Source organism: Pantoea sp. S61 (assembly GCF_016625145.1).
GTDB classification, from domain to species: domain Bacteria; phylum Pseudomonadota; class Gammaproteobacteria; order Enterobacterales; family Enterobacteriaceae; genus Pantoea; species Pantoea rwandensis_B.
The window spans coordinates 89970-111144 of record NZ_JACVUO010000006.1 but is presented as its reverse complement, the minus strand read 5'-3'; the positions used below and the strand labels follow the sequence as shown (position 1 = coordinate 111144).

15 protein-coding genes are annotated in these 21175 nt (G+C 55.1%); 14 read left to right on the top strand and 1 reads right to left on the bottom strand.

The genetic code is table 11. From position 1 onward, the window contains the following. The first annotated feature begins 14 nt into the window (after nt 1-14). The 12 genes from IAE30_RS13940 (at nt 15) to IAE30_RS13885 (ending at nt 18040) form a co-directional block, all read left to right on the top strand. The gene (locus tag IAE30_RS13940) at nt 15-842 is read left to right on the top strand and encodes a type VI secretion system accessory protein TagJ (protein ID WP_200680182.1); all 828 of its coding nucleotides are present in this window, start codon (nt 15-17) and stop codon (nt 840-842) included. Continuing rightward, nucleotides 832-1392 carry a type VI secretion system baseplate subunit TssE gene (gene tssE, locus IAE30_RS13935; RefSeq protein WP_200680181.1) on the top strand — a complete coding sequence of 187 codons (561 nt, stop codon included), beginning with the start codon at nt 832-834 and terminating at the stop codon, nt 1390-1392. The genes IAE30_RS13940 and tssE overlap by 11 nt, the downstream gene beginning before the upstream one ends. Before the next feature lie 2 nt (nt 1393-1394). Next, nucleotides 1395-3269, top strand: coding sequence for a type VI secretion system baseplate subunit TssF (tssF, locus tag IAE30_RS13930; protein WP_200680180.1), 1875 nt, complete (start codon nt 1395-1397; stop codon nt 3267-3269). Then, nucleotides 3266-4315, top strand: coding sequence for a type VI secretion system baseplate subunit TssG (gene tssG, locus IAE30_RS13925; RefSeq protein WP_200680179.1), 1050 nt, complete (start codon nt 3266-3268; stop codon nt 4313-4315). The genes tssF and tssG overlap by 4 nt, the downstream gene beginning before the upstream one ends. Nucleotides 4316-4368: 53 nt before the next feature. After that, nucleotides 4369-6975, top strand: a complete 2607-nt coding sequence (tssH, locus tag IAE30_RS13920) for a type VI secretion system ATPase TssH (RefSeq protein ID WP_200680178.1) — start codon at nt 4369-4371, stop codon at nt 6973-6975. Nucleotides 6976-7004: 29 nt separating this feature from the next. Continuing rightward, on the top strand, nt 7005-8447 hold the full coding sequence (locus IAE30_RS13915) for a serine/threonine-protein kinase (RefSeq protein WP_200680177.1): 1443 nt from the start codon (nt 7005-7007) through the stop codon (nt 8445-8447). Nucleotides 8448-8467: 20 nt separating this feature from the next. Beyond that, a complete protein-coding gene (locus IAE30_RS13910; RefSeq protein ID WP_200680176.1) occupies nt 8468-10390 on the top strand; it encodes a type VI secretion system Vgr family protein in 1923 nt (640 codons plus the stop codon). Beyond that, entirely contained in the window at nt 10387-10800 is a 414-nt protein-coding gene (locus IAE30_RS13905) for a DcrB-related protein (protein ID WP_200680175.1), read from the top strand. The genes IAE30_RS13910 and IAE30_RS13905 overlap by 4 nt, the downstream gene beginning before the upstream one ends. 2 nt (nt 10801-10802) lie before the next feature. Then, complete coding sequence (locus tag IAE30_RS13900; RefSeq protein ID WP_200680173.1) at nt 10803-15305, top strand: RHS repeat-associated core domain-containing protein; 4503 nt, start codon at nt 10803-10805, stop codon at nt 15303-15305. Further along, nucleotides 15302-15928, top strand: coding sequence for an imm11 family protein (locus IAE30_RS13895; protein ID WP_045813567.1), 627 nt, complete (start codon nt 15302-15304; stop codon nt 15926-15928). Before IAE30_RS13900 ends, IAE30_RS13895 begins: the two co-directional genes overlap by 4 nt. 198 nt (nt 15929-16126) lie before the next feature. Beyond that, nucleotides 16127-16765 carry a hypothetical protein gene (locus IAE30_RS13890; protein WP_234472762.1) on the top strand — a complete coding sequence of 213 codons (639 nt, stop codon included), beginning with the start codon at nt 16127-16129 and terminating at the stop codon, nt 16763-16765. 912 nt (nt 16766-17677) lie between these two features. Continuing rightward, complete coding sequence (locus tag IAE30_RS13885; protein WP_038646174.1) at nt 17678-18040, top strand: hypothetical protein; 363 nt, start codon at nt 17678-17680, stop codon at nt 18038-18040. A gap of 156 nt (nt 18041-18196) precedes the next feature. On the opposite strand, the gene IAE30_RS30425 is transcribed toward IAE30_RS13885, so the two are convergent. After that, nucleotides 18197-18289, bottom strand: coding sequence for a hypothetical protein (locus IAE30_RS30425; protein ID WP_353655839.1), 93 nt, complete (start codon nt 18287-18289; stop codon nt 18197-18199). 10 nt (nt 18290-18299) lie between these two features. Between IAE30_RS30425 and IAE30_RS13875 the strand changes: the two genes are divergently transcribed. Next, nucleotides 18300-20576 carry an RHS repeat-associated core domain-containing protein gene (locus IAE30_RS13875; protein ID WP_370585588.1) on the top strand — a complete coding sequence of 759 codons (2277 nt, stop codon included), beginning with the start codon at nt 18300-18302 and terminating at the stop codon, nt 20574-20576. Then, complete coding sequence (locus IAE30_RS13870; protein WP_038646189.1) at nt 20573-20962, top strand: hypothetical protein; 390 nt, start codon at nt 20573-20575, stop codon at nt 20960-20962. Before IAE30_RS13875 ends, IAE30_RS13870 begins: the two co-directional genes overlap by 4 nt. Nucleotides 20963-21175 lie beyond the last annotated feature (213 nt).

Genomic DNA, 21175 nt, shown 5'->3' with positions numbered 1-21175 from the left:
CAAAAGGAGTTTGCATGGAGTCATTACAACAACGTCTGGCTGATGCATCACTGGCGGAGAATCTTGCCCGTACCACGGCGCAAATCCAGGCCAATCCTGCTGACGCCGATCTGCGCGCCACCTTTGTCCAACTGCTGTGCCTGGCCGGTAACTGGACGCGTGCCCAAACACAACTGCAATCCTGGCTGGCGCTTACCCCGCAGGCACAACCCACCATCACCCTGTTGCAACAGGCGATTGCCGGAGAGTTGCAACGTGCGGCAGTGTTACGCGGTGAGGCGCAACCCCAACTGCCGGGCAGTGCCTGGGCATGGAGTGAAACCCTGCTGGCGGCGTTGCAAGCCGAGGTCAAAGGGGATGAGGCACGCGGCGCGGAGTTACGCCAGCAAGCGCTGGAACAAGCCGACGTCAATCCCGGTACGTTAGAGCAGCAGGACCAGTCCGTGGCGTTCCCGTGGTTGATGGATGGCGACAGCCGTTTTGGTCCGGTGTGTGAAGCTATCGTTAATGGCCGTTATTACTGGGTGCCGTTTGCTGCGATCCAGGAAATGCAGTTCCAGCCACCGGCCAGCGTAACGGATTTGGTGTGGCGCCATACGTTGATCCAACTGGTAGATGGCAGCGAACAGGTGTGCCAGATCCCGGTGCGCTATCCCTTACCGGCACCAGCGCAGGAAACCTGGCTGCGCGCCAGCGTCACCGAATGGCAGCCGCTGGGCAACGTCGACAGCCAGTTTATCGGTCTGGGACAGAAAGTCTGGCTGAGCGACAGCGCGGAATTCTCACTGATGACACTTCAGCGCCTCACTTTTAACGATATCGGGCCAGCTTATGAGTCGTGAAGACGGCTATGCACAGCTGCACGGCGGCTATCGTGCGCGGAAAACTCGCGACACGCTGACCTCACGCGACAAGTTGCAGTCCTCGCTACTCGATCGCCTGACAGATGATGCACCGGACAAACGGAGCGAGCCGAGCAACAGCGTGCTGATAACCCATAACACGCTACGTCGCCATGTGCTGCGCGATTTACAGTGGCTGTTTAACACCATCAATAATGAAGCGCAGCAGGATCTCAGCCCGTTTGGCGAGGTGCAGCGCTCGGTATGGAATTTCGGTGTAGCGCCGCTGGCCGGACAAAACATGTCTGACATCGAATGGCAGGACATCCAGCGCAAAATGACTAACGCCATTTTGCATTTCGAACCCCGCATCTTGCCACATGGCTTGCAGGTGCGTTGTGTCAGCGACCTGAAAGCACTTGACCTGCACAACGTGCTATCGATTGAGATCAAAGGTCGCCTGTGGTGCGTGCCGTATCCGCTGGAGTTTCTGTTTCGTACCCAAGTCGATCTCGAGAATGGTCATTTTGAACTCCAGGATGTGGGGTAATCATGGACAGTAAACTGCTCGACTACTACAACCGCGAACTGGCCTATCTGCGTGAGATGGGCGGGGAGTTTGCCGAGCGCTATCCCAAAGTGGCCGGCAGGCTAGGGATGCGCGGCATAGAAATCGCCGATCCGTACGTTGAACGCTTAATGGAAGGCTTTGCGTTTCTCACCTCACGCGTGCAACTAAAGATGGATGCGGAATTCCCGCGTTTTTCCCAGCGCCTGCTGGAGATGATTGCACCAGGCTATTTAGCGCCAACACCTTCAATGGCGATTGCCCAACTGACGCCGGATAGCCGCAAAGGGGATATAAGCAACGGTTTTCTGGTGCCGCGTGGCACCATGATGGAGAGCCAGAGCCTGAAGAAATCGGGCGTCACCTGTAGCTACACCACGGCGCATGACGTGATGCTGCATCCGTTACGCATCAGCGATGTGACGCTCGGCGGCGTACCCGGTGACATCCCGCTCGGTGAGCTGAAGTTAAGCGGTCTGGGGGCGGCCAGCGCATTGCGTATCCGGATTGAGTGCGAAGGCGTTGCGTCGCTCAGCCAACTGACAGTCGATGAACTGATGCTCTACCTCAGCGGACCGGATATTCAGGCGCTCAGGTTGCTGGAGCTGTTGATGCAGCATCGTGTTGGCATCGTGCTGCAATCGGTCGAACCACAGCCGCAGCGCCAGGTACTGGCCGATAACGCGCTGCAACAACAGGGTTTTGCGCCTGAGCAGGCGTTGTTACCGGACGATTTACGCAATTTCGATGGCTACCGTCTGTTGCAGGAATATTTTGCTTTCCCGGCACGCTTTCAGTTTATCAGCCTGCATCATCTGGCGGCGCTGCTAAGCCGTTGCGAACAGGCCACCGCATTCGACATCATCATTCTGCTGGATAAGGCCGACGCCGAACTGGAGAGCGTGGTGGATCGCAGCCATCTGGCGCTGCATTGCACGCCGGTAATCAACCTGTTCCCGAAAATGGCCGAGCGACTGAAAGTCAGCGACAGCCAACATGAATATCATCTGGTGGTGGATAATATCCGCCCGCTGGATTACGAAGTGCATTCGGTGCAACGTTTGTTTGCCAGCGTGCAAGGGCAGCGTGAGGAGCAAGTATTCCGGCCTTTCTGGAGCACCTTCAGCGCGGATAATGGTGACTACGGCGCCTATTTTTCCCTGCGTCGTGAGCAGCGCACGCTGTCCGAGCATGCGCAACGCTATGGCACCCGTACCGGCTATATTGGCTCTGAAGTGTTTCTCTCGCTGGTGGATGAACACCACACCCCGTGGCGCGACGATATGCGCCATCTCTCCGCTGAAGTGATGTGCACCAGCCGCGATTTACCGCTGATGCTGCTGCAACAGGAGCAGGGCCAGTTTGTGATGCCGGATTCGATCCCGGTGAGCCAGCTGACATTGTGCAAAGGGCCAACGCCGCCGCGTCCGGCACTGGCGGAAGGCTTATCTTCCTGGCGGCTGATAAGCCACCTGCAAATGAACTATCTGAGCCTGATGGACAGCGCCGACGGAGAAGGGGCCGCCGCCTTGCGCCAGCTGCTGAGCTTGTACGCCAATCTGGCGGAAGCGCCAGTGGCGCGCCAGATCGAGGGCATTCGTCATTGCCAACTGAGTGCGGTACATCGGCGGGTGCCAGAACCGGGGCCCGTGGTATTTGCCCGTGGCGTCAGCATTGCGCTGGAGGTGGATGAACAGGTGTTCTCCGGTGCCAGCCCGTGGCTGTTTGGCAGCGTGCTGGAGCGGGTCTTCTCGCGTCTGGTGGCACTCAACAGTTTCACCGAACTGACGCTAACCAGCCAGCAACGTGGCGAAGTGGGGTACTGGCCGCCGCGCATGGGCCAGAAGGCGCTGCTATGAGTGAAGTTGCACAGATTATCCATTTATCGCGCGCCAGCCGTCTGCCGGATGATTTCTGGCCAGCGGTGATGGCGACGCCCTGGCGCTATGACCTGTTCCAACTGTTGCGCCGGCTGAATGCGCAGGGTGGTCAGCGTTATGCGCTGGGGCGCGCGCCGCTGCCAAAGTTCGAAAGTCTGCGTATTGGCCAGAAGCCATCCCTGACTTTCGCCCCGGCGACGCTTGCCTCGGTACGTGAGCGCGAAGAGGACGGTCGTCATGATGTCTCCATCTATAGCTTTGGCCTGTTTGGCCCTAACGGGCCGCTACCCACGCACTTGACTGAGTATGTGCGCGAACGTATCGACCACCATCAGGATCACAGTCTGGCGGCCTTTGCTGACCTGTTTCACCACCGGGCCACCTTACTGTTTTTCCGCGCCTGGGCGGATGCGCAGCCGACCGCTTCACTTGATCGCGGCGATGACAAACGTTTTCAGGACTATCTCGCCTGTCTGGCCGGGATTGGTTTACCGGCTCAGCAACAGGCCAGCTCACTCAGCCTGCACGCGCGCCTGATGTTGGTGGGGCATCTCAGCCGCCACGGACATGATGCGGAAGGTCTGGTGCGCATTCTGCGCCTCTATTTTGGTATCCCGGTGCGGCTGGAGCAAAACCAACCGCAGTGGCTGAAGCTGGACAGCCGCGATCAGGCGCGTCTGGCCGCCGGACGGCACATGCCACGCCTGGGTGAGTCGGCTTTTCTCGGGGTGGCGGTGCGCGATGTGCAGCACCGTTTTCGCCTGCGTCTGGGGCCACTCAGCGCCGCGCAATATGCTCACTTCTTACCCGATGCGCAAGGGGCATGTGAAGTGCGCGACTGGGTGCGGCACTACATCGGGATTGAAATGCAGTGGGATCTTAGCCTGATCCTCGCCGCGCACGAGGTCCAGGGTGCGAGCCTGGGCGGCAGCGCCCGACTGGGTTACACCAGTTGGCTGGGACAACCGGCACAGCCTGTCGATCGTGAAGATTTTGTTTTTGAAGTTGAGGCTGCTTCGCGCTAGCCCATCGCCTTTTCCTGTCACATAGCCTGCTTCTTCTATTACAGAGATTCGATATGTCAGAAATCAGCCGCGCCGTTTTATTCGGCAAATTGGACACGCTGTTATTTACCTCGCTGGAAAGCGCCACCGCCTTTTGTAAGCTGCGCGGAAATCCCTATGTTGAGTTGGTGCACTGGCTGCACCAACTGATGCAGCAACAGGACGGTGACTTACAGCAGATAATCAGTCATTTTTCACTGGATGAAAACGCGCTGACGCGGGATATTGTGGCGGCGCTGGACCGTCTGCCACGCGGTGCGAGTGCCGTCTCCGATCTCGCCGAACACATCGACAGCGCCGTGGAGCGCGCCTGGGTCTATGCCTCGCTCAAATATGGCGCCAGCCGCATTCGTGGCGGTCATCTACTGATTGGTCTGCTCAAGACCTACAGCCTCGCCAGTGTGCTGAAAGGTATTTCAGCGCAGTTTGCGCGCATTAACGCCGATGCCTTGTTAGATCAATTCGATGCGCTACTGAGCCACAGCAAAGAGGCGCAGCAGGCGCTGACGCAACCTGATGTCGCTGCAACCCCAGCCGCCGCCGGTAGCAGCACCCTGGCGCAGTATGCCCAGGATCTTACTGCGCGTGCGCGTGAGGGGCGTATAGATCCGGTCTCCGGGCGTGATGAAGAGATCCGCCAGATGGTTGATATTCTTATGCGCCGACGTCAGAACAACCCACTGCTGACCGGCGAAGCCGGTGTCGGCAAGACGGCGGTAGTGGAAGGGCTGGCACTGCGCATTGCCGCAGGTGATGTGCCTGCACCATTGCGCGATGTGCAACTCTGGCTGCTGGACATCGGTATGTTGCAGGCCGGAGCCGGGATGAAGGGTGAGTTTGAGGCGCGCCTGCAAGCGTTGATCAACGAAGTGCAGTCGAGCGCCACCCCGATTGTGCTGTTTGTGGATGAGATCCACACCCTGGTCGGTGCGGGTGGACAGCAAGGCACGGGTGATGCCGCCAACCTGCTGAAACCCGCCCTGGCACGCGGGCAACTGCGTACCATCGGTGCTACCACCTGGGCGGAATATAAAAAATATATCGAGAAGGATCCGGCACTGACACGTCGCTTCCAGACCGTGCAGGTGCAGGAGCCGGATGAGGCCAAAGCCATCCAGATGCTACGCAGCACCGTCAGTGCGCTGGAGAAACATCATCAGGTATTGCTGCTGGATGAAGCGGTCAGTGCAGCGGTTAAACTGTCGCATCGTTACATCCCGGCTCGGCAGTTACCGGATAAAGCGGTGGCGCTGCTGGATACCGCCTGCGCCCGTGTGGCCGTCAGTCAGGGGGCTCAGCCTCCGGCACTGGAAGATTGTTTGCATCGTCTGGCGGCACTCGACATTGAAGCTGAAATCGCCGGGCGCGAGGCGAAAGTGGGGCTGGGTGCCCCTGAGCGCCAGCAAGAAATTGCCCGGCAGCAGGCGGCACTCAACGAAACGCGCGAGGCATTAACCGCACGCTGGCAGCAAGAGCGTGCGCTGGTGGATAAACTCATCGCGTTGCGTGCTCGTTGTGTCACTGAAGATGAAACCGCGCTGCGCAGCGAGCTGGACGACACCCGTCAGCAGTTGCATGAATTGCAGGGTGAAGAACCGCTGCTGTTTGCCGCAGTGGATGCCAGTGTGGTGGCGGCCGTGGTGGCAGACTGGACCGGCATTCCGCTGGGGCGCATGGTGAAAAACGAGATCGAGACGGTGTTGAACCTGGCGGAAACCCTCAACCAACGGGTTATCGGTCAGCGCCATGGGCTGGATCTGATTGCGAAACGGGTGCGTACCTCACGCGCCCGTCTGGATAATCCTGACAAACCGGTTGGGGTGTTTATGTTGTGCGGCCCGTCGGGCGTGGGTAAAACCGAAACCGCGCTGGCGCTGGCCGAATCGCTGTATGGCGGCGAGCAGAACATCATCAGCATCAACATGAGTGAATTCCAGGAAGCACACACCGTCTCCACCCTGAAAGGCGCGCCTCCGGGCTATGTCGGTTACGGCGAAGGCGGGGTACTGACCGAAGCGGTTCGCCGTCGGCCTTACAGTGTGGTGCTGCTGGATGAAATCGAGAAAGCACACCCGGATGTGCATGAGTTGTTCTTCCAGGTGTTCGACAAAGGCTGGATGGAAGATGGCGAAGGACGCCATATCGATTTCCGCAACACCATTATCATCCTGACCTCCAATGTGGGCACCCAGCTGATCAGCGGATTGTGTGCCGATCCTGAGCTGTTACCGGAACCTGACGCACTGAGCACAGCACTGCGCAAACCGCTGCTGGAGGTGTTCCCGCCTGCGCTACTCGGACGCATGCTGGTGGTGCCGTACTACCCACTGAGCGACGCGATGCTGGCACAGATCGTCCGGTTGCAACTGGGTCGTATTGTGCGCCGTCTGGAGGAGAACCACGCTATCGCGGCGGAAATTGACGAGAGCGTGGTCAGCCAGATCGTACAGCGTTGCACCGAAGTGGAGTCCGGCGGGCGTATGGTCGATGCCATTCTCACCAACACCCTGTTACCGCAAATGAGCCAGATACTGCTTAGCGCCCATGCCCGCGATGAACGTTACCGTCGGGTGCAGGTGCGCTGTGAACAGGGTGAGTTTGTTTGCCAGTTTGATGTCTAAAGCCGTTCGTTATCAGAGAGTTTTCGTCTATGTCGGAACACGATAATCACCTCAATGTACCCAACGCCTTGCCGCTGGGTTACCGGTTTAATGAGTTTGAGATAAAAGAAGTCATCGGTGGTGGCGGCTTTGGCATCGTCTATCGCGCCTGGGATCATCAACTGGAGCGCGATATTGCCATCAAAGAGTTTATGCCTGCCTCACTGGCGGTGCGTAGTGATGGGTTGAACCTGGTGCTGCGCAGTGAGCGGTTCAGCAAAACCTTCCATGCCGGTCTGAACAGCTTTATTCAGGAGGCACGCCTGCTGGCGCGTTTTAATCATCCCAACCTGTTACATGTGCTGCGCTTCTGGGTGCAGAATGACACCGCCTATATGGGCACGGCGTTTTACAGTGGCACCACCTTGTCCAATCTGCGTGCGCGCAATCCACAGCAGATCGACGAAGCCTGGATCCGACGTCTACTCCCACCCTTGCTCGGGGCGATAAAAACCATTCACGACGCCGGTTATCTGCACCGCGATATTTCACTGGATAACATCCAGATCCTCAGCAGTGGCGAACCGGTACTGCTCGATTTTGGTTCCGCACGTAAAACCATCGGTAACCTGTCTGATGAAAGCGAGACCATGTTGCGTCCTGGTTTTGCGCCGATTGAGCAGTACAGCGACAACGATGAGAGCGAGCAGGGGGCCTGGACTGACATCTATGCGCTAGGGGCGGTACTGCACATGTTAATCACCGGTGCGCCGCCGCCGGTTAGCGTGGTGCGCAGCATCGAAGATAACTACCAGCCACTGGTACAAAGTCGCCCTGCTGGCTACTCCACGGCGCTGTTGAGTGCGGTTGACAAGGCACTGGCGTTGAAAGCCGAGGATCGTCCACAAAATATCGATGCGTTTGCGGAACTGATGGCGCTGCCTGAGCGCGAATCCGAACCCTTGATCGCGGCGAAAATCAGTGGGCCGGGCACCATGCTGGTGCCGGTCGAAGAGGTGGAAGCCGAGGCGCCGCGATCACCGGCGAAACGTTTTCTGCAACACCGCTTTGCGCTGCCAGGCCTGGTGGCGGCGGGGGTGTTGGTCGGGCTGGGTGTCGGGGTATTGATGGCCGGAGGCGGTGATGACGTGCCCGCACAGGCGCAAAACACCACGCTGGCTCAACCTGCTACACCGCCCCCGGTGGTGGCAGAGCAACCGGTGGCCGAGGCCGAAGTCCAGACCGCACCGGCTAAAGTGGAACCCGCGCCGCCCCCGGCACCGGTGGCACAGGTCTACATCCGTCTGCAACCGGGTGAACAAGTGCAGGTCAACGGCAAACAGCAGGCCGTGGTGCCTGCGGCGAATGGTTTTGCCGCGCTGCAACTGGCACCGGGCAACTACACCTTCTCGATCAGCAGCCATAACGGCGCTCGTGAACAGACACTCACCATCAGTGCGGAAGGTGTCTGGCTGCTCGATCCTCACAGTTAATTATTTTCTGGGATTTACTTATGTTCTCACGCATCACCGTCCAGCTGCCCACGGAGGGCCTGCTGTTTTGGAAACTCAGCGGGCGTGAAGCCCTGTCGGAATCATTCACCCTCCAGGCGGAGTTGCTGGCAACCGATGCCCGCATTGATCGCCATGCTCTGTTGGGCAAGTCGGTGACCTTTACCCTGCCGACACAGAACTTACTCACGCCACGCTACTTCAACGGCAAAATCACCCGCGTGGCCGTGCGCAGTGAGGAGTTGAATGGCTCGCGCTATGCGGTTCATGCCCTGACCGTCGAGCCGGATGTGTGGCCGATGAAACGTGATCGTAACCTGCGTATTTTCCAGAGCCAGACCGTGCCGCAAATCGTGCAGACGTTGCTGAAAGAGTACAACGTCAACGTCGAATCAAAACTCGCCAGTAGCTACCGGGTGTGGGAATACTGCGTGCAGTATCAGGAGAGTAGCTTCGATTTTATCAGCCGTTTGATGGAGCTGGAGGGGATCTACTACTGGTTCCGCCACGAATCCGATAAACATACGCTGGTACTGTGCGATGCAGCCGACCAGCACCAGCCGTTCAGTGGCTATGCCACCATTCCTTACCACGTTGCCCCTTCCGGTGGCAGCATAACGGAAGAGGGGATCAGCCAGTGGTCACTGGCCGAGAGCGTGACGCCGGGGATGTACAGCACGGATGACTATGACTTCCGTAAACCCAATGCCTGGATGTTACAGGCGCGGCAGAACCCGGTGGCTCCCACGCCAGGAACGGTGGATGTCTACGACTGGCCGGGCCATTTTGTTGACCACAGCCACGGCGAGTTTTATACCCGCATCCGCCAGGAAGTGTGGGAAGTGGAGCATCACAGTGTCAGTGGCACAGGTACGGCGACCGGCATTGCGCCTGGTTACACCTTTGGGCTGCTTGATGCGCCGCATTTCAGCGATAACGGCACCTATCTCACCACCAGTGCTGAATATAAATTCGAAGAAAACAGCTATGCCAGCGGTGATATTACCTCCTCGCACAACATCACCTTTACCGTGCTGCCGAACGCGATCACGTTCCGTGCGCCCCCCCGCACGCTATGGCCAAAAACCCACGGACCTCAGACCGCGAAAGTGGTGGGGCCAAAGGGAGAGTCGATCTGGACCGACCGTTATGGCCGGGTGAAGGTGAAGTTTCACTGGGACCGACTGGCAAAGGGCGACGATACCAGCTCGTGCTGGGTGCGTGTCTCCAGCGCCTGGGCGGGCCAGGGGTTTGGCGGCGTGCAGATTCCGCGTGTCGGCGACGAAGTGGTGGTGGACTTTATCAATGGCGACCCGGATCGTCCGCTGATCATTGGCCGCGTGTATAACGAGGCGAGTATGCCCCCCTGGGCACTGCCTGCCGGTGCAACCCAGATGGGCTTCCTCAGCCGTACCAAAGATGGCACCGCAGAAACTGCCAATGCCCTGCGCTTCGAGGATAAGTCCGGGCAGGAGCAGCTGTGGATTCAGGCGCAGAAGAATATGGATACCAACGTTAAAAACGACGAAACCCACAGTGTGGGCGGGTCGCGTAGCGTCAGTGTCACCCAGGATTACAACGGCACGGTGTCCGGCAGCCACACCGAGGCGACGCAACTGGCTCATTCACAGCTGGTGGGCGGTGGTTTTATCCAGCGGGTGCAGGGGGCGATTGTTCAGGCTTCCGACAGTGGCATTCGTCTGGTAGCCGGTCAGTCGGTGCTGGAATTAGGCGCAAACGGCCAGGTCACATTACAGTGCGTGAATTTTAACATCAATGCTTCCGGCACCGGGGAGGTCAACACCGGCGGTACGCTGGATCTCAACCTGAAAGAACCCGGTGCACTACCCGCAGTGGAGCCCACCCCGGCGCAAATCCAGGACGCCGTGAAAGCGGCATTTGATCAAGGAAAAGACAAAGCATGAAAACCGTCCCTTTTGCCCTCTCTGAAGGGATACTGAACCTGCCTGGTGCAGTCCAGGATCACAGCATCAATGTGCTGAAGTTCGCCGGTGCGACGCTGGTGATCACCCGTGCATGGGATGTTCCGACAGGGGATGAAGAGAAATACCTCAGCCAGCAGCTGGGCAAGATTAAACGCAATATGAAAAAGGTGGTGCTGGGTGAGGTAGCTGACAGCGACATCGCCGGTATCCCTGCGCGCGAGGTGGCGCTGCGTTTCGAAAATCAACATGTGATGGTGCATGAAAAACTCGCCGTGGCGCGAGTAGATGGCCATTTGCTGGCGTTTACCCTCAGCCGCATGCAACCATTTGATGCGGATGCCGATGCCTTCTGGACCGCGATCAAAGCGGGTCTGCAACCGGGAGGCTGAGGATGACAGATTATCTCGCGGCGCGCATTGGCGATCCGCTGGTGCACAGTTCGGCGCTGGCAGATTTTGTCGGCGGCCTGGTGGAAGGGGCGATTGTCGCGGGCATCATCCTCGCCGCCGGGACCGGCGTCGGTGCGCTGCTGGGCGGTGTGGCGATTGCTACATTGGTGTTCAGTGGCGGTCTGGAACATATTGGTAACACGGCGGCATCGCTGGTCGACAGCCTTATCGACCCCGGACCGCCGGATGCGTTTATTGTCAGCGGATCCGGCAACGTCCGTATTAAAGGCAAGCTGGCGGCGCGCGCGGCGGGCAGCGTGTCGCGTGATTACCTCAACGCCCCGGCGGCGGCTGACAGTGGCATCGACTGGGCGGCGGTAGGCATGCTGGCACTGACCGGCGTCGCGGCGGCGATGAAGACCGCGCTCAACCCCGGCGGCGCGCTGATGGCGGTGGCGGAGCGGGCCAGCCATCTCTCGGTGGATGATGTAAAAGACTGGGGCAAAAACGTCTGGACCAGCCTGATGCAGCCGGTAGTGGAGAGTGCCAGTCCCTTTGCGACACCGCTGCCGCTCGATACCGTGGCCTGTACCAAGGGCCATATGGTCACCAGCAGCAATTTTATTGCGCAGGGCTCGAAAAAGGTGCTGATCAACAATCAGCCTGCCGCACGTAACGGGCACAAAAGTACCTGTGAAGCGGAGATCAAACTGAGCGAAAATCCGCGCGTGCGCATCGGTGGCGATACCATCACAGTGCGCGACATCCACAGCGGAAAAAACATCTGGGCGTACATGGCCGGCAACCTGATCGGCGGCGCGCTGGTGGGTATTCTGCCGGAACTCTACCGCTTTGGCTTCAGCCGCCTGCTGTTACGCAATCTGGCAAAAGATATTGTCTGTCCGATTGGCGGCAATATCGCCATGGAGGCCGCCGTCCAGACGTTACACCCGGTGAATATTGCCACCGGGGCGAAAATCCTCGCGCGGGAGGAGGATCTCGATTTTGTGCTGCCGGACCGCATGCCGCTCTACTGGCAGCGTATCTACCACAGCCGTAATCTCACCACCGGCATGCTCGGCACCGGCTGGATGCTGCCGTTTGAGGTGCGTATCTGGCGCCTGCCGGATAATCAGCTGATCTACCAGGATATGACCGGCCGTGAGCTGGGCATGGGGGAAGTGCACGCGGGCGACGTGATTGATTTCCAGGGCGAGGGGCTGAAGCTGTTTTGCAGCCCGAACGGCGCGATGGTGATGCAGACCAGCGAAGGTGAGCATCAGCTGTTTGAGCCGGACCCCACGCGACCGGGTGAATGGCGCATCCACCGTATTTATGACCGCCATGAAAACGTGCAGCATTTCAGCTGGAACGATGAGGGCAGACTGGTGCGTATCTCCGGCGACAACGAGGCGCTGGACGTGGAGCTGGAGTATGGCGCGCACGGACGCCTGAGCGCGGTGTATCAGGTCGCGGCAGGGGCCCGTCATCTGCTGGTTTCCTACACATATAACCCGCAGGGGCAACTGACAACAGTGACGGACGCCGACGCAGTCGTCACGCGTCGTTACGGCTGGGATCAGGCGAGCGATATGCTGGCGTGGCACAGCTACAGCACCGGACTGAAGGTTCAGTATCAGTGGCGGCCCGCACTCAACGCACGCCACTGGCGCGTTGAGGCTTATCAGGTTTGTGACGAACAGGGCGAGGTGCTGGAGAGCTGGCGCATTGAAACCGATGAGCCGCAGCGGGTGGCGCGCGTCAGTAATGATGAAGGCGTCAGTAGCACTCACCGCTGGGACGCGCTGAGCCGCATCACCGCCTGGACCGATGCACACGGCGGAGACTGGTCGTATGACTGGAGCGGCGACAGCGAACAGCTGCTGGCGATGACGCAGCCGGGTGGCGCCCGCTGGGAATACGCTTGGGATGAGCGCGGCAATATGACGCTGGAGCGCGACCCGCTGGATCGCACCCGTATCACCACCTGGCACCCGCTGTACGCGTTACCCCTCAAAGAGGTGCTGCCGGATGGCGCGCAGTGGCAGTACGACTATAACCTGGCGGGGGATGTGGTCGCGCTGACCGATCCCGCCGGTGGCGTGACCCGCTTTGAGTGGAACGATCAGGGTGATCTGACGCGCCGTATCGACGCGCTGGAGAACAGCCATCAGTTCTGGTGGGACATGCGCGGGCAGCTGATACGTGAAGAGGACTGCTCGGGCTACCAGAGCCAGCGCCGCTACGACGCCTGCGGAAAACTGCTCAGCACCACTGATGCGCTGGGCAACACCGACCACTACCGCTGGAGCGCCGCGGGACGTCTGCAAACTTATGTGCGCGCCGACGGGCGGGAAACGCTGTTTAAATACAACAAAGCCGGTCTGCTGTGTGGCCAGAACATCGACGGCATGCTGGAGCGCCGGGTCACGCTCAATGCGCGCGGGCAGGTCATCGAGGCTATCGATCCCGCCGGTCAGGTGACGCGCTATGACTTCAGCCGGGCCGGGCGGCTGGTGACGCTCACCAACGGCAACCGGCAGCAGTGGCGTTTTGACTACACTCCGGCCGGGCTGCTGACGCAGCAGCAGGATTACGCCGGACGTAAAACCGAATACCACTACAACGGCGTGCAGCAGGTGGAGAGCGTGATCAGCCACCCGGTGCCCAACAGCCCGCTGGCGCCGCGGGTGGTGAACTACGAGTACGATGTGCTGGGCAGGATAGCGTCACGCGAAACGGCACAGCACCGCAGCGAATATCACTACCACGCGCTGAGCACCGAGATCCACCGCTTCCCCTACGCTGCATGGCGGCAGGCGATGATCAGCGAGTGTGAACCGGCGGATGCGGAAGTGATCGTGTTTCAGCGTGACGCGCTGGGCAACCTGGTCAGCGAGCAGAACCACTCAGGCACTTATCACCATCAGTATGATGCGCTGGGCAACCTGAGCGCGTCGGTCTACCCTGACGGGCACGAAATGCAGTTCCTGCGCTACGGCACCGGCCATCTGCTGGAGATGCAGCTGACGCTGGGCGGGCGCACGCATGCGCTGGCGGGCTACCGCCGTGATCGTCTGCACCGCGAAACGCACCGTAGCCAGGGTGAGCTGGAGCTGGAGACGGAGTACGACATTGCCGGGCGCATCACCCGGCGCCGCAGCGTTGATAATCTGCGGCAGCGTCTGGTATCTGAACGTCGCTACCAGTGGGACCGTGCCGATCAGATCATCCGGCAGATCGTGACGGATGGCGCACCTGCCAGCCCGGCGGAAAAATACAGCCAGTCGCTGTGGGGCTACGATGCGGCGGGCAGAATGACGCGCAGCATTCAGCCGGGTGGCGAGGAACGTTTCTGGTATGACGCGGCGGATAACCGCACCGGTGAGGATCTGCATCCGGTGTGGGATAACCTGCTGAAGCGTCTGGCGGGTATCCGCTGGGAGTACGACGGTTTTGGTCGTATGACGGAGCGCCATGACAGCCAGCGTGGCATTGTGCAGCGCTTTAATTACGACGAAGAGCACCGTATATGTGAAGTGCTGATTGAAGGGGATGCCGAATACAGCCGCGCGCAGTATCAGTACGATGCGCTGGGGCGGCGCACCGGCAAACAGGTGTGGCGGCGCCATGCGGCGCAGCCGGAATGCACGCATTTTGCGTGGTCCGGGATGCAGATGGTAGGTGAGCACAGCGACAGCCGGCCTGATTCCGCCGTGCAGTATGTGTATGCGGAAAACAGCTACGAGCCGGTTGCGCGGGTTGACAGCAGTCAGCAGCACGCGGAGGTTTACTGGTATCACACGGAGATCAACGGCCTGCCGGACAGGGTGACGGACAGGCAGGGTGACAGCGTGTGGCAGGGGGCGTTTAGCGCCTGGGGCCGCACCACGCGGGAAAGCAGTGGGGTTGACTGGAAAGTGCCGCAGAACCTGCGCTTTCAGGGACAGTACCTTGACCGGGAAACGGGTCTGCACTATAACACTTTCCGGTACTATGACCCGAGCGGTGGGCGGTATACGCAGCTGGACCCGATAGGGTTGATGGGTGGGTTGAACCTGTATGGGTATGTGCCGGATCCGCTGAACTGGGTGGATCCGCTGGGGTTGAGTAGTTGTACCTTGGGTCGAAATATGGGTGCACGCAGTGGTGATGGAATGGCTAACCATCACCTCATTCCCGAAGAGTTAATGAAGGATAAAAACTTTAAGTCGATATTTGAACGATTAAGAAAGATTGGCTGGGATGGAGATGGAGCATCGAATGGTATTTTCTTACCTGGTTCTCGGGAGCTTGCCGGTCAAATTGGTCTGCCAGGACACTGGTCGAACCACAACCAGTATACGGCAGCGGTCAGAGGTCGCTTAACGCAACTGGCCAGCCAGGCTAATAGAATGAGTGATTCTCAGCTAGCTTTAGGTGTGAAAAATATTCAGAATTGGGCGACTAATGGTCTTGAGTCTGGCATGTTTAAAATTGATTCGACTACAGGGAGATTATTATGAATAAATCAAATGAAATTTTTTATGTTATGGAATATTTACCGGATGATGCTGGTTGTCCTCATTTTATGGATAAAAATTGGGATCCTGAATTACCGGATTATGATATTTTTGTCTCTCCGCCTGTAGAGTCTAACTTTGCCAAAAGCTATGCATTGAAAGCTGCTTCTGAGAAACTTGATGGTGATTATTTAATTAGCGATAATTTAGTTTCTTCTGGTTTTTTAAATTTATGTGAAAAATTCGGTGTGAGAAAAATTAGTCGTCATGCTGATATAACTTTGCTCAAGAAGAAAAAACCGGAGAAAGAATACTTCTTGTTTTTTCTCGTTGATTATATTGAAATCCTTGATAAGGAAAAATCACTTTTTAATATCTCTCATGATATTGAGTCAGGGCTACCTGACACCCCAGAGGCCCGGGGGCTGGATAAAACATACTATGATAAAATAGATCGCTTTATCATCAAAAAAGATGTTGAAAAACACCTGTTTTTTTGTCAGGAACTTTCTAAGCCTGTTTGCTCTAAAGCTCTTAAAGATGAATTCCAGACTTTAGGAATGAAAGGTATTGAATTCAAAATTATTGATGAAGATTTTAAATATGATCCCTGGGCTGGGTGGTGATGCACAGAATATATAAAAACTAAACTCAAGGATCAGCTATAGAGAGCCATATGTTATCTGAGAAAGTCAAAGAACATCTTAAAAATAAAGGGTAGTGGTTTGATGATGCTTCTGAAGATTACAAAAATGAGCTTGATAAATTAGGAATTCAAGCCTCTTTTGAAATATCGGAGACTTTTACTCATGCCGAGGAGGGGCATGCTTTTTATATTCGCCAAAAAGAAATATATCAACTTGATTGGCAGAGAGTATATAGTAAGTGGCCTAACATATTTGAGCAATCGTATGAATATTCAATCTGATGATTATATGGAACCAGTAGTTTTTATTAATGATGCACTTTTTCTATCGGGGACAAGTGAACCCCTTTTAAATTATGATGTTGTTTTGGATCCAAAAAAAGCTAAGGAATTGCTTTTTGATCAAAACTTGAGTGAACCATACCTGAATTGGAGTGATTTTTTCTCCGCGTTGATCTCTGATTTAATTCTTGATAAAGATTACAAAAACTCTCAAAAAGAAATAATTGATAACGCAAAAAAATTAAAGGGGGATGTTCTCAAGGATAATATTCGTAAGAGAAAGGCATTTTTACTGAGAAAGAAAAATGGATTAATAGACAATGGAGAATATGATTTATTTGTTAATGAAGTAACTGATGAAGCTATTAATATGCTTAACTGGGTGGCAACACAAAGATATTTGAAGGGATATCTAGAGGGATCAATGCTAGAAGAGGTTTTTTTAATTTTCAAAAAAGGCTGCATGCCGTGTGGAATTAATAGGGATGGAAGAACACTTTCAGTCTTCAACCCTAATGTGCTGAAAAAATATTAAAAAGTTATTTTTATCTGTGTTAATATTTTATAGGCGACAGGTTATACTCCAGGTGAGGTTAATACAGCAGTAAAGTATAGTATAAAAACCCGTCTGGAGTATGATGTTGTTGGTGGGGGGAATATTTCAAGAATTACAGCAATAACAAATCAGCTGGAACCATGAATATATCCAGATTAGCAATATAACGTCTGCTGAAAATTAATTGGTTTATAAATATTGGAAAGAAAACTGTTTTGCAGAATGTAAGGCAGTTAACAAATGATTCAGATTTTATTACTGAAATAACTAATATTGATTGGGAAAATACTACTCTTGAAGCCAGTAATGAGATAACTGGCCACTTGACGAAAAAACATACCAAGGATTACCAGGAATGGAATGTCATTGTTCGAGAAGCAAAAAAATAATTGATAATGAGCTTCTTCCATTGTTGAGAGATAAAGGTGTAAGTGAGGATATTATAATAGATAATCTTAAATGGAATTTTTTTAATTTTTTGATGTAAGATACCTATAAAAAACCTTTAAAAGGTGACATTTTTTTGATTCCATTATTAAAGTATATGAATTAGGGTATATACCCTGTGGCTGGGATGGTAAATGGCCAGCAGGAAAATTAGTAATTTACTAACGTTATCATAAATGAGATGTATAATAATCAAAACGCCGAAAACGATCTCTGTGATCCTTCCGGATTTTCGTTTCAGCAGCCCATCGCGCCAGCGCGACCCGCATCTTCTGAAGAACCTGTCAGGCTCTAACAAGAGATGCTTGATTATAAATTTCCTGGTAACCAGCTAAGAAATTACTTTTCTATGCATATAACTACTTTGATGGAATCAAATTAAGTAACTAAAAAATCCATTGTTTGAGATTTGAAATTTCATTACGCACAAGTTAAGGTGTCTCAATGGATAAAAATAAAGTTTTAGAAGAGTTAAGATTTATAGAGATTAATTTAAATATAGCATTTCCAAGTGCTTATAAGCGGTTTTTATCTGAAGAAGTACAAGATGCAGATGTTTATGAGATAAAAGATAAACAAGATAATTCTGTTTTTATTTTTAATTTTATGAGTGTCGCTGAGAGAAATGAAATCTATACTGTCCAAGATGTAGAACCTGACTATTTTTTGATTGGTCAAGACGGTGGTCTAGGGTATTTTATCAACTTAAAGAATAAGAGTGATAAAATTTATAGCTTAGATCTTGGAGCACTTGGCAGTCTGGATATGGATGAAGAAGCAAAAGATCTATACGAATTACGAGCATAGTCATGGTTAGACAATGTTTACAAAAATCCAGAAGAGATCTGAATGATCTTTCCGTCTTTTATCGTCAGCCGCTGACCTGCGCTAGCAAGGTCTCGATCTGTTGTCGGGTCTGTCTGGCGTCCCGCTTCTGCTGCACATAGCGGGCCACTTCCTCATTCACACAGGCCAGGCTGAAATCTTCGGGTAGCCGTCCATCACCCGCACGCGAATGCGCATACCCATACTCACCTCAAACCCCGTCTGAGTCAGCCACTTCCCGGTGATGCTCAGCTGCGGTCAACGCCCTGTGGGCGATAGCCGCCGCTACGACGTCTGCGGAAAACTGCTCAGCACCACCCATGCGCAGGGTAACACGTGGAGCGCCGCGGGACGCCTGCAAACCTATGTGCGCGCCGACGGGCGGGAAACGCTGTTTAAATACAACAAAGCCGGGTTGCTGTGTGGCCAGAACATCGACGGCATGCTGGAGCGCCGGGTCACGCTCAATGCGCGCGGGCAGGTCATCGAGGCTATCGATCCCGCCGGACAGGTGACGCGCTATGACTTCAGCCGGGCCGGGCGGCTGGTGACGCTCACCAACGGCAACCGGCAGCAGTGGCATTTTGACTACACTCCGGCCGGGCTGCTGACGCAGCAGCAGGACTACGCCGGACGTCAAACCGAATACCAGTACAACGGCATGCAGCAGGTGGAGAGCGTGGTCCGTCACCCGGTGCAGGACAGCCCGCTGGCACCACAGGTGGTGAATTACGACTACGACGTGCTGGGCAGGATGACGGTGCGCGAAACGGCACAGCACCGCACCGAGTATCGCTACCACGCCATGAGCACGGAGATCCACCGCTTCCCCTACGCTGCATGGCGGCAGGCCATGATCAGCGAGTGTGAACCGGCGGATGCGGAAGTGATCGTTTTTCAGCGTGATGAGCTGGGCAGGCTGGTCAGCGAGCAGAACCACTCGGGCACTTATCATCATCAGTATGATGCGCTAGGCAACCTGAGTGCCTCCGTCTACCCTGACGGACGGGAAATGCAGTTCCTGCGCTACGGAACCGGCCATCTGCTGGAGATGCAGCTGACGCTCGGCGGGCGTACGCATGCGCTGGCGGGCTACCGGCGTGACCGTCTGCATCGCGAAACGCACCGTACCCAGGGTGAGCTGGAGCTGGAGACGGAGTACGACATTGCCGGGCGCATCACCCGGCGACGCAGCGTTGATAATCTGCGGCAGCGTCTGGTGTCTGAACGTCGCTACCAGTGGGACCGTGCCGATCAGATCATCCGGCAGATCGTGACGGATGGCGCACCTGCCAGCCCGGCGGAAAAATACAGCCAGTCGCTGTGGGGCTACGATGCGGCGGGCAGAATGACGCGCAGCATTCAGCCGGGTGGCGAAGAACGTTTCTGGTATGACGCGGCGGATAACCGCACCGGTGAGGATCTGCATCCGGTGTGGGATAACCTGCTGAAACGTCTGGCGGGTATCCGCTGGGAGTACGACGGTTTTGGTCGTATGACGGAGCGCCATGACACCCAGCGTGGCATTGTGCAGCGCTTTAATTACGACGAAGAGCACCGCATATGCGAGGTTCTGATTGAAGGGGATGCCGAATACAGCCGGGCGCAGTATCAGTACGATGCGCTGGGGCGTCGCACCGGCAAACAGGTGTGGCGACGCCATGCGGCTCGGCCGGAATGCACGCACTACGCGTGGTCCGGGATGCAGATGGTGGGTGAGCACAGCGACAGCCGACCTGACTCCGCCGTGCAGTATGTGTATGCGGAAAACAGCTACGAGCCGGTTGCGCGGGTCGACAGCAGCCAGCAGCACGCGGAGGTTTACTGGTATCACTCGGAGATGAATGGACTGCCGGACAGGGTAACGGACAAGCGGGGTGACACCGTCTGGCAGGGGGCATTTACCACCTGGGGCCGTACGAAGCGGGAAAGCAGTGGGGTTGACTGGAGAGTGCCGCAGAATCTGCGGTTTCAGGGACAGTACCTTGACCGTGAAACGGGTCTGCACTATAACACTTTCCGGTACTATGACCCGTGCGGTGGGCGGTATACGCAGCTGGATCCGATAGGGTTGATGGGTGGGTTGAACCTGTATGGGTATGTGCCGGATCCGCTGGGCTGGGTGGATCCGCTGGGGTTGAGTCCCTGCAAGCCAACAAAAGTATTGCCTGATGCAGAACAAGGAATTTATAACTATAGGGGGATTCATAAGGGGCACCCTGAATGGGACAATGCATTGAGAGGGAAAGTAGTTCCGGGCAATATAAACTCCAAGCTCTCTGCAGAAGAGCATAATCTTGGTGGTTTCTCTGCAAATAGCCCATACACCTCTTGGACAGATGATCCAAATGTTGCGAGAAGATTCGCAGGAGAAGATGGTGTTATCTTAAGAGTCAAAACAGGTGCACCTAAAGCTGGAGATACTTGGTCATGGGATATATCTGTTGACGATTATTTTGAAAGAGAAATATTACTCAAAGGTATTCGAAGCAATGATGTTGAGGTTTTCTTACCATGAAAAATTCTGATGATATATATTTGTTAAGGAAATTCACTCCGAATGATATAAAGAGTGAGGTTTTTTCTTCGGAGATTATTTTTTTTAAGCATTATCAAAGGAGTAAAGGTGAAGAGCTTCGTGAGCTAATAATTCACATTGAGAATGCTAATTATTCAGGTCTGTCAATTAATGGTGGTGATACTTCTGTTCGCATCTTGACAGAATTTAAAGGTGAAACTATTAGCATTCTGGCAGGAAAAAATAGTGTTTACTTTTTTAAGTTGTATATAAATGAAAATATGGAGGACCTCATTTCATTTATCTTAATTAAGAGAAATAAACGGACAAAAGAAGAATTACAATCGATGGCCAAAAAATTAGGAATCAAAGAGATACCATATTAACGCTAAAAAACCGGAATCGAACTCAGCGATCCTTCCGGCTTTTAAAGGTCAGCCACTGACCTGCGCCAGCAAGGTCTCGATCTGTTGTCGGGTCTGTCTGGCGTCCCGCTTCTGCTGCACATAGCGGGCCACTACATCATTCACACGGGCCGGGCTGAAATCTTCGGATAGCCGCCCATTACCTGCACGCGAATGCGCATACCCATACTCACC

Excerpts from the sequence above, each read along its gene's own strand:
- tssH (WP_200680178.1), top strand. The coding sequence starts at position 4,369 with ATGTCAGAAATCAGCCGCGCCGTTTTATTCGGCAAATTGGACACGCTG.
- IAE30_RS13885 (WP_038646174.1), top strand. The coding sequence starts at position 17,678 with ATGGATAAAAATAAAGTTTTAGAAGAGTTAAGATTTATAGAGATTAAT.
- tssG (WP_200680179.1), top strand. The coding sequence starts at position 3,266 with ATGAGTGAAGTTGCACAGATTATCCATTTATCGCGCGCCAGCCGTCTG.
- tssF (WP_200680180.1), top strand. The coding sequence starts at position 1,395 with ATGGACAGTAAACTGCTCGACTACTACAACCGCGAACTGGCCTATCTG.
- IAE30_RS13870 (WP_038646189.1), top strand. The coding sequence starts at position 20,573 with ATGAAAAATTCTGATGATATATATTTGTTAAGGAAATTCACTCCGAAT.
- IAE30_RS13940 (WP_200680182.1), top strand. The coding sequence starts at position 15 with ATGGAGTCATTACAACAACGTCTGGCTGATGCATCACTGGCGGAGAAT.
- IAE30_RS13905 (WP_200680175.1), top strand. The coding sequence starts at position 10,387 with ATGAAAACCGTCCCTTTTGCCCTCTCTGAAGGGATACTGAACCTGCCT.
- IAE30_RS13915 (WP_200680177.1), top strand. The coding sequence starts at position 7,005 with ATGTCGGAACACGATAATCACCTCAATGTACCCAACGCCTTGCCGCTG.
- IAE30_RS13895 (WP_045813567.1), top strand. The coding sequence starts at position 15,302 with ATGAATAAATCAAATGAAATTTTTTATGTTATGGAATATTTACCGGAT.
- IAE30_RS13890 (WP_234472762.1), top strand. The coding sequence starts at position 16,127 with ATGCTTTTTATATTCGCCAAAAAGAAATATATCAACTTGATTGGCAGA.
- IAE30_RS13910 (WP_200680176.1), top strand. The coding sequence starts at position 8,468 with ATGTTCTCACGCATCACCGTCCAGCTGCCCACGGAGGGCCTGCTGTTT.
- IAE30_RS13900 (WP_200680173.1), top strand. The coding sequence starts at position 10,803 with ATGACAGATTATCTCGCGGCGCGCATTGGCGATCCGCTGGTGCACAGT.
- tssE (WP_200680181.1), top strand. The coding sequence starts at position 832 with ATGAGTCGTGAAGACGGCTATGCACAGCTGCACGGCGGCTATCGTGCG.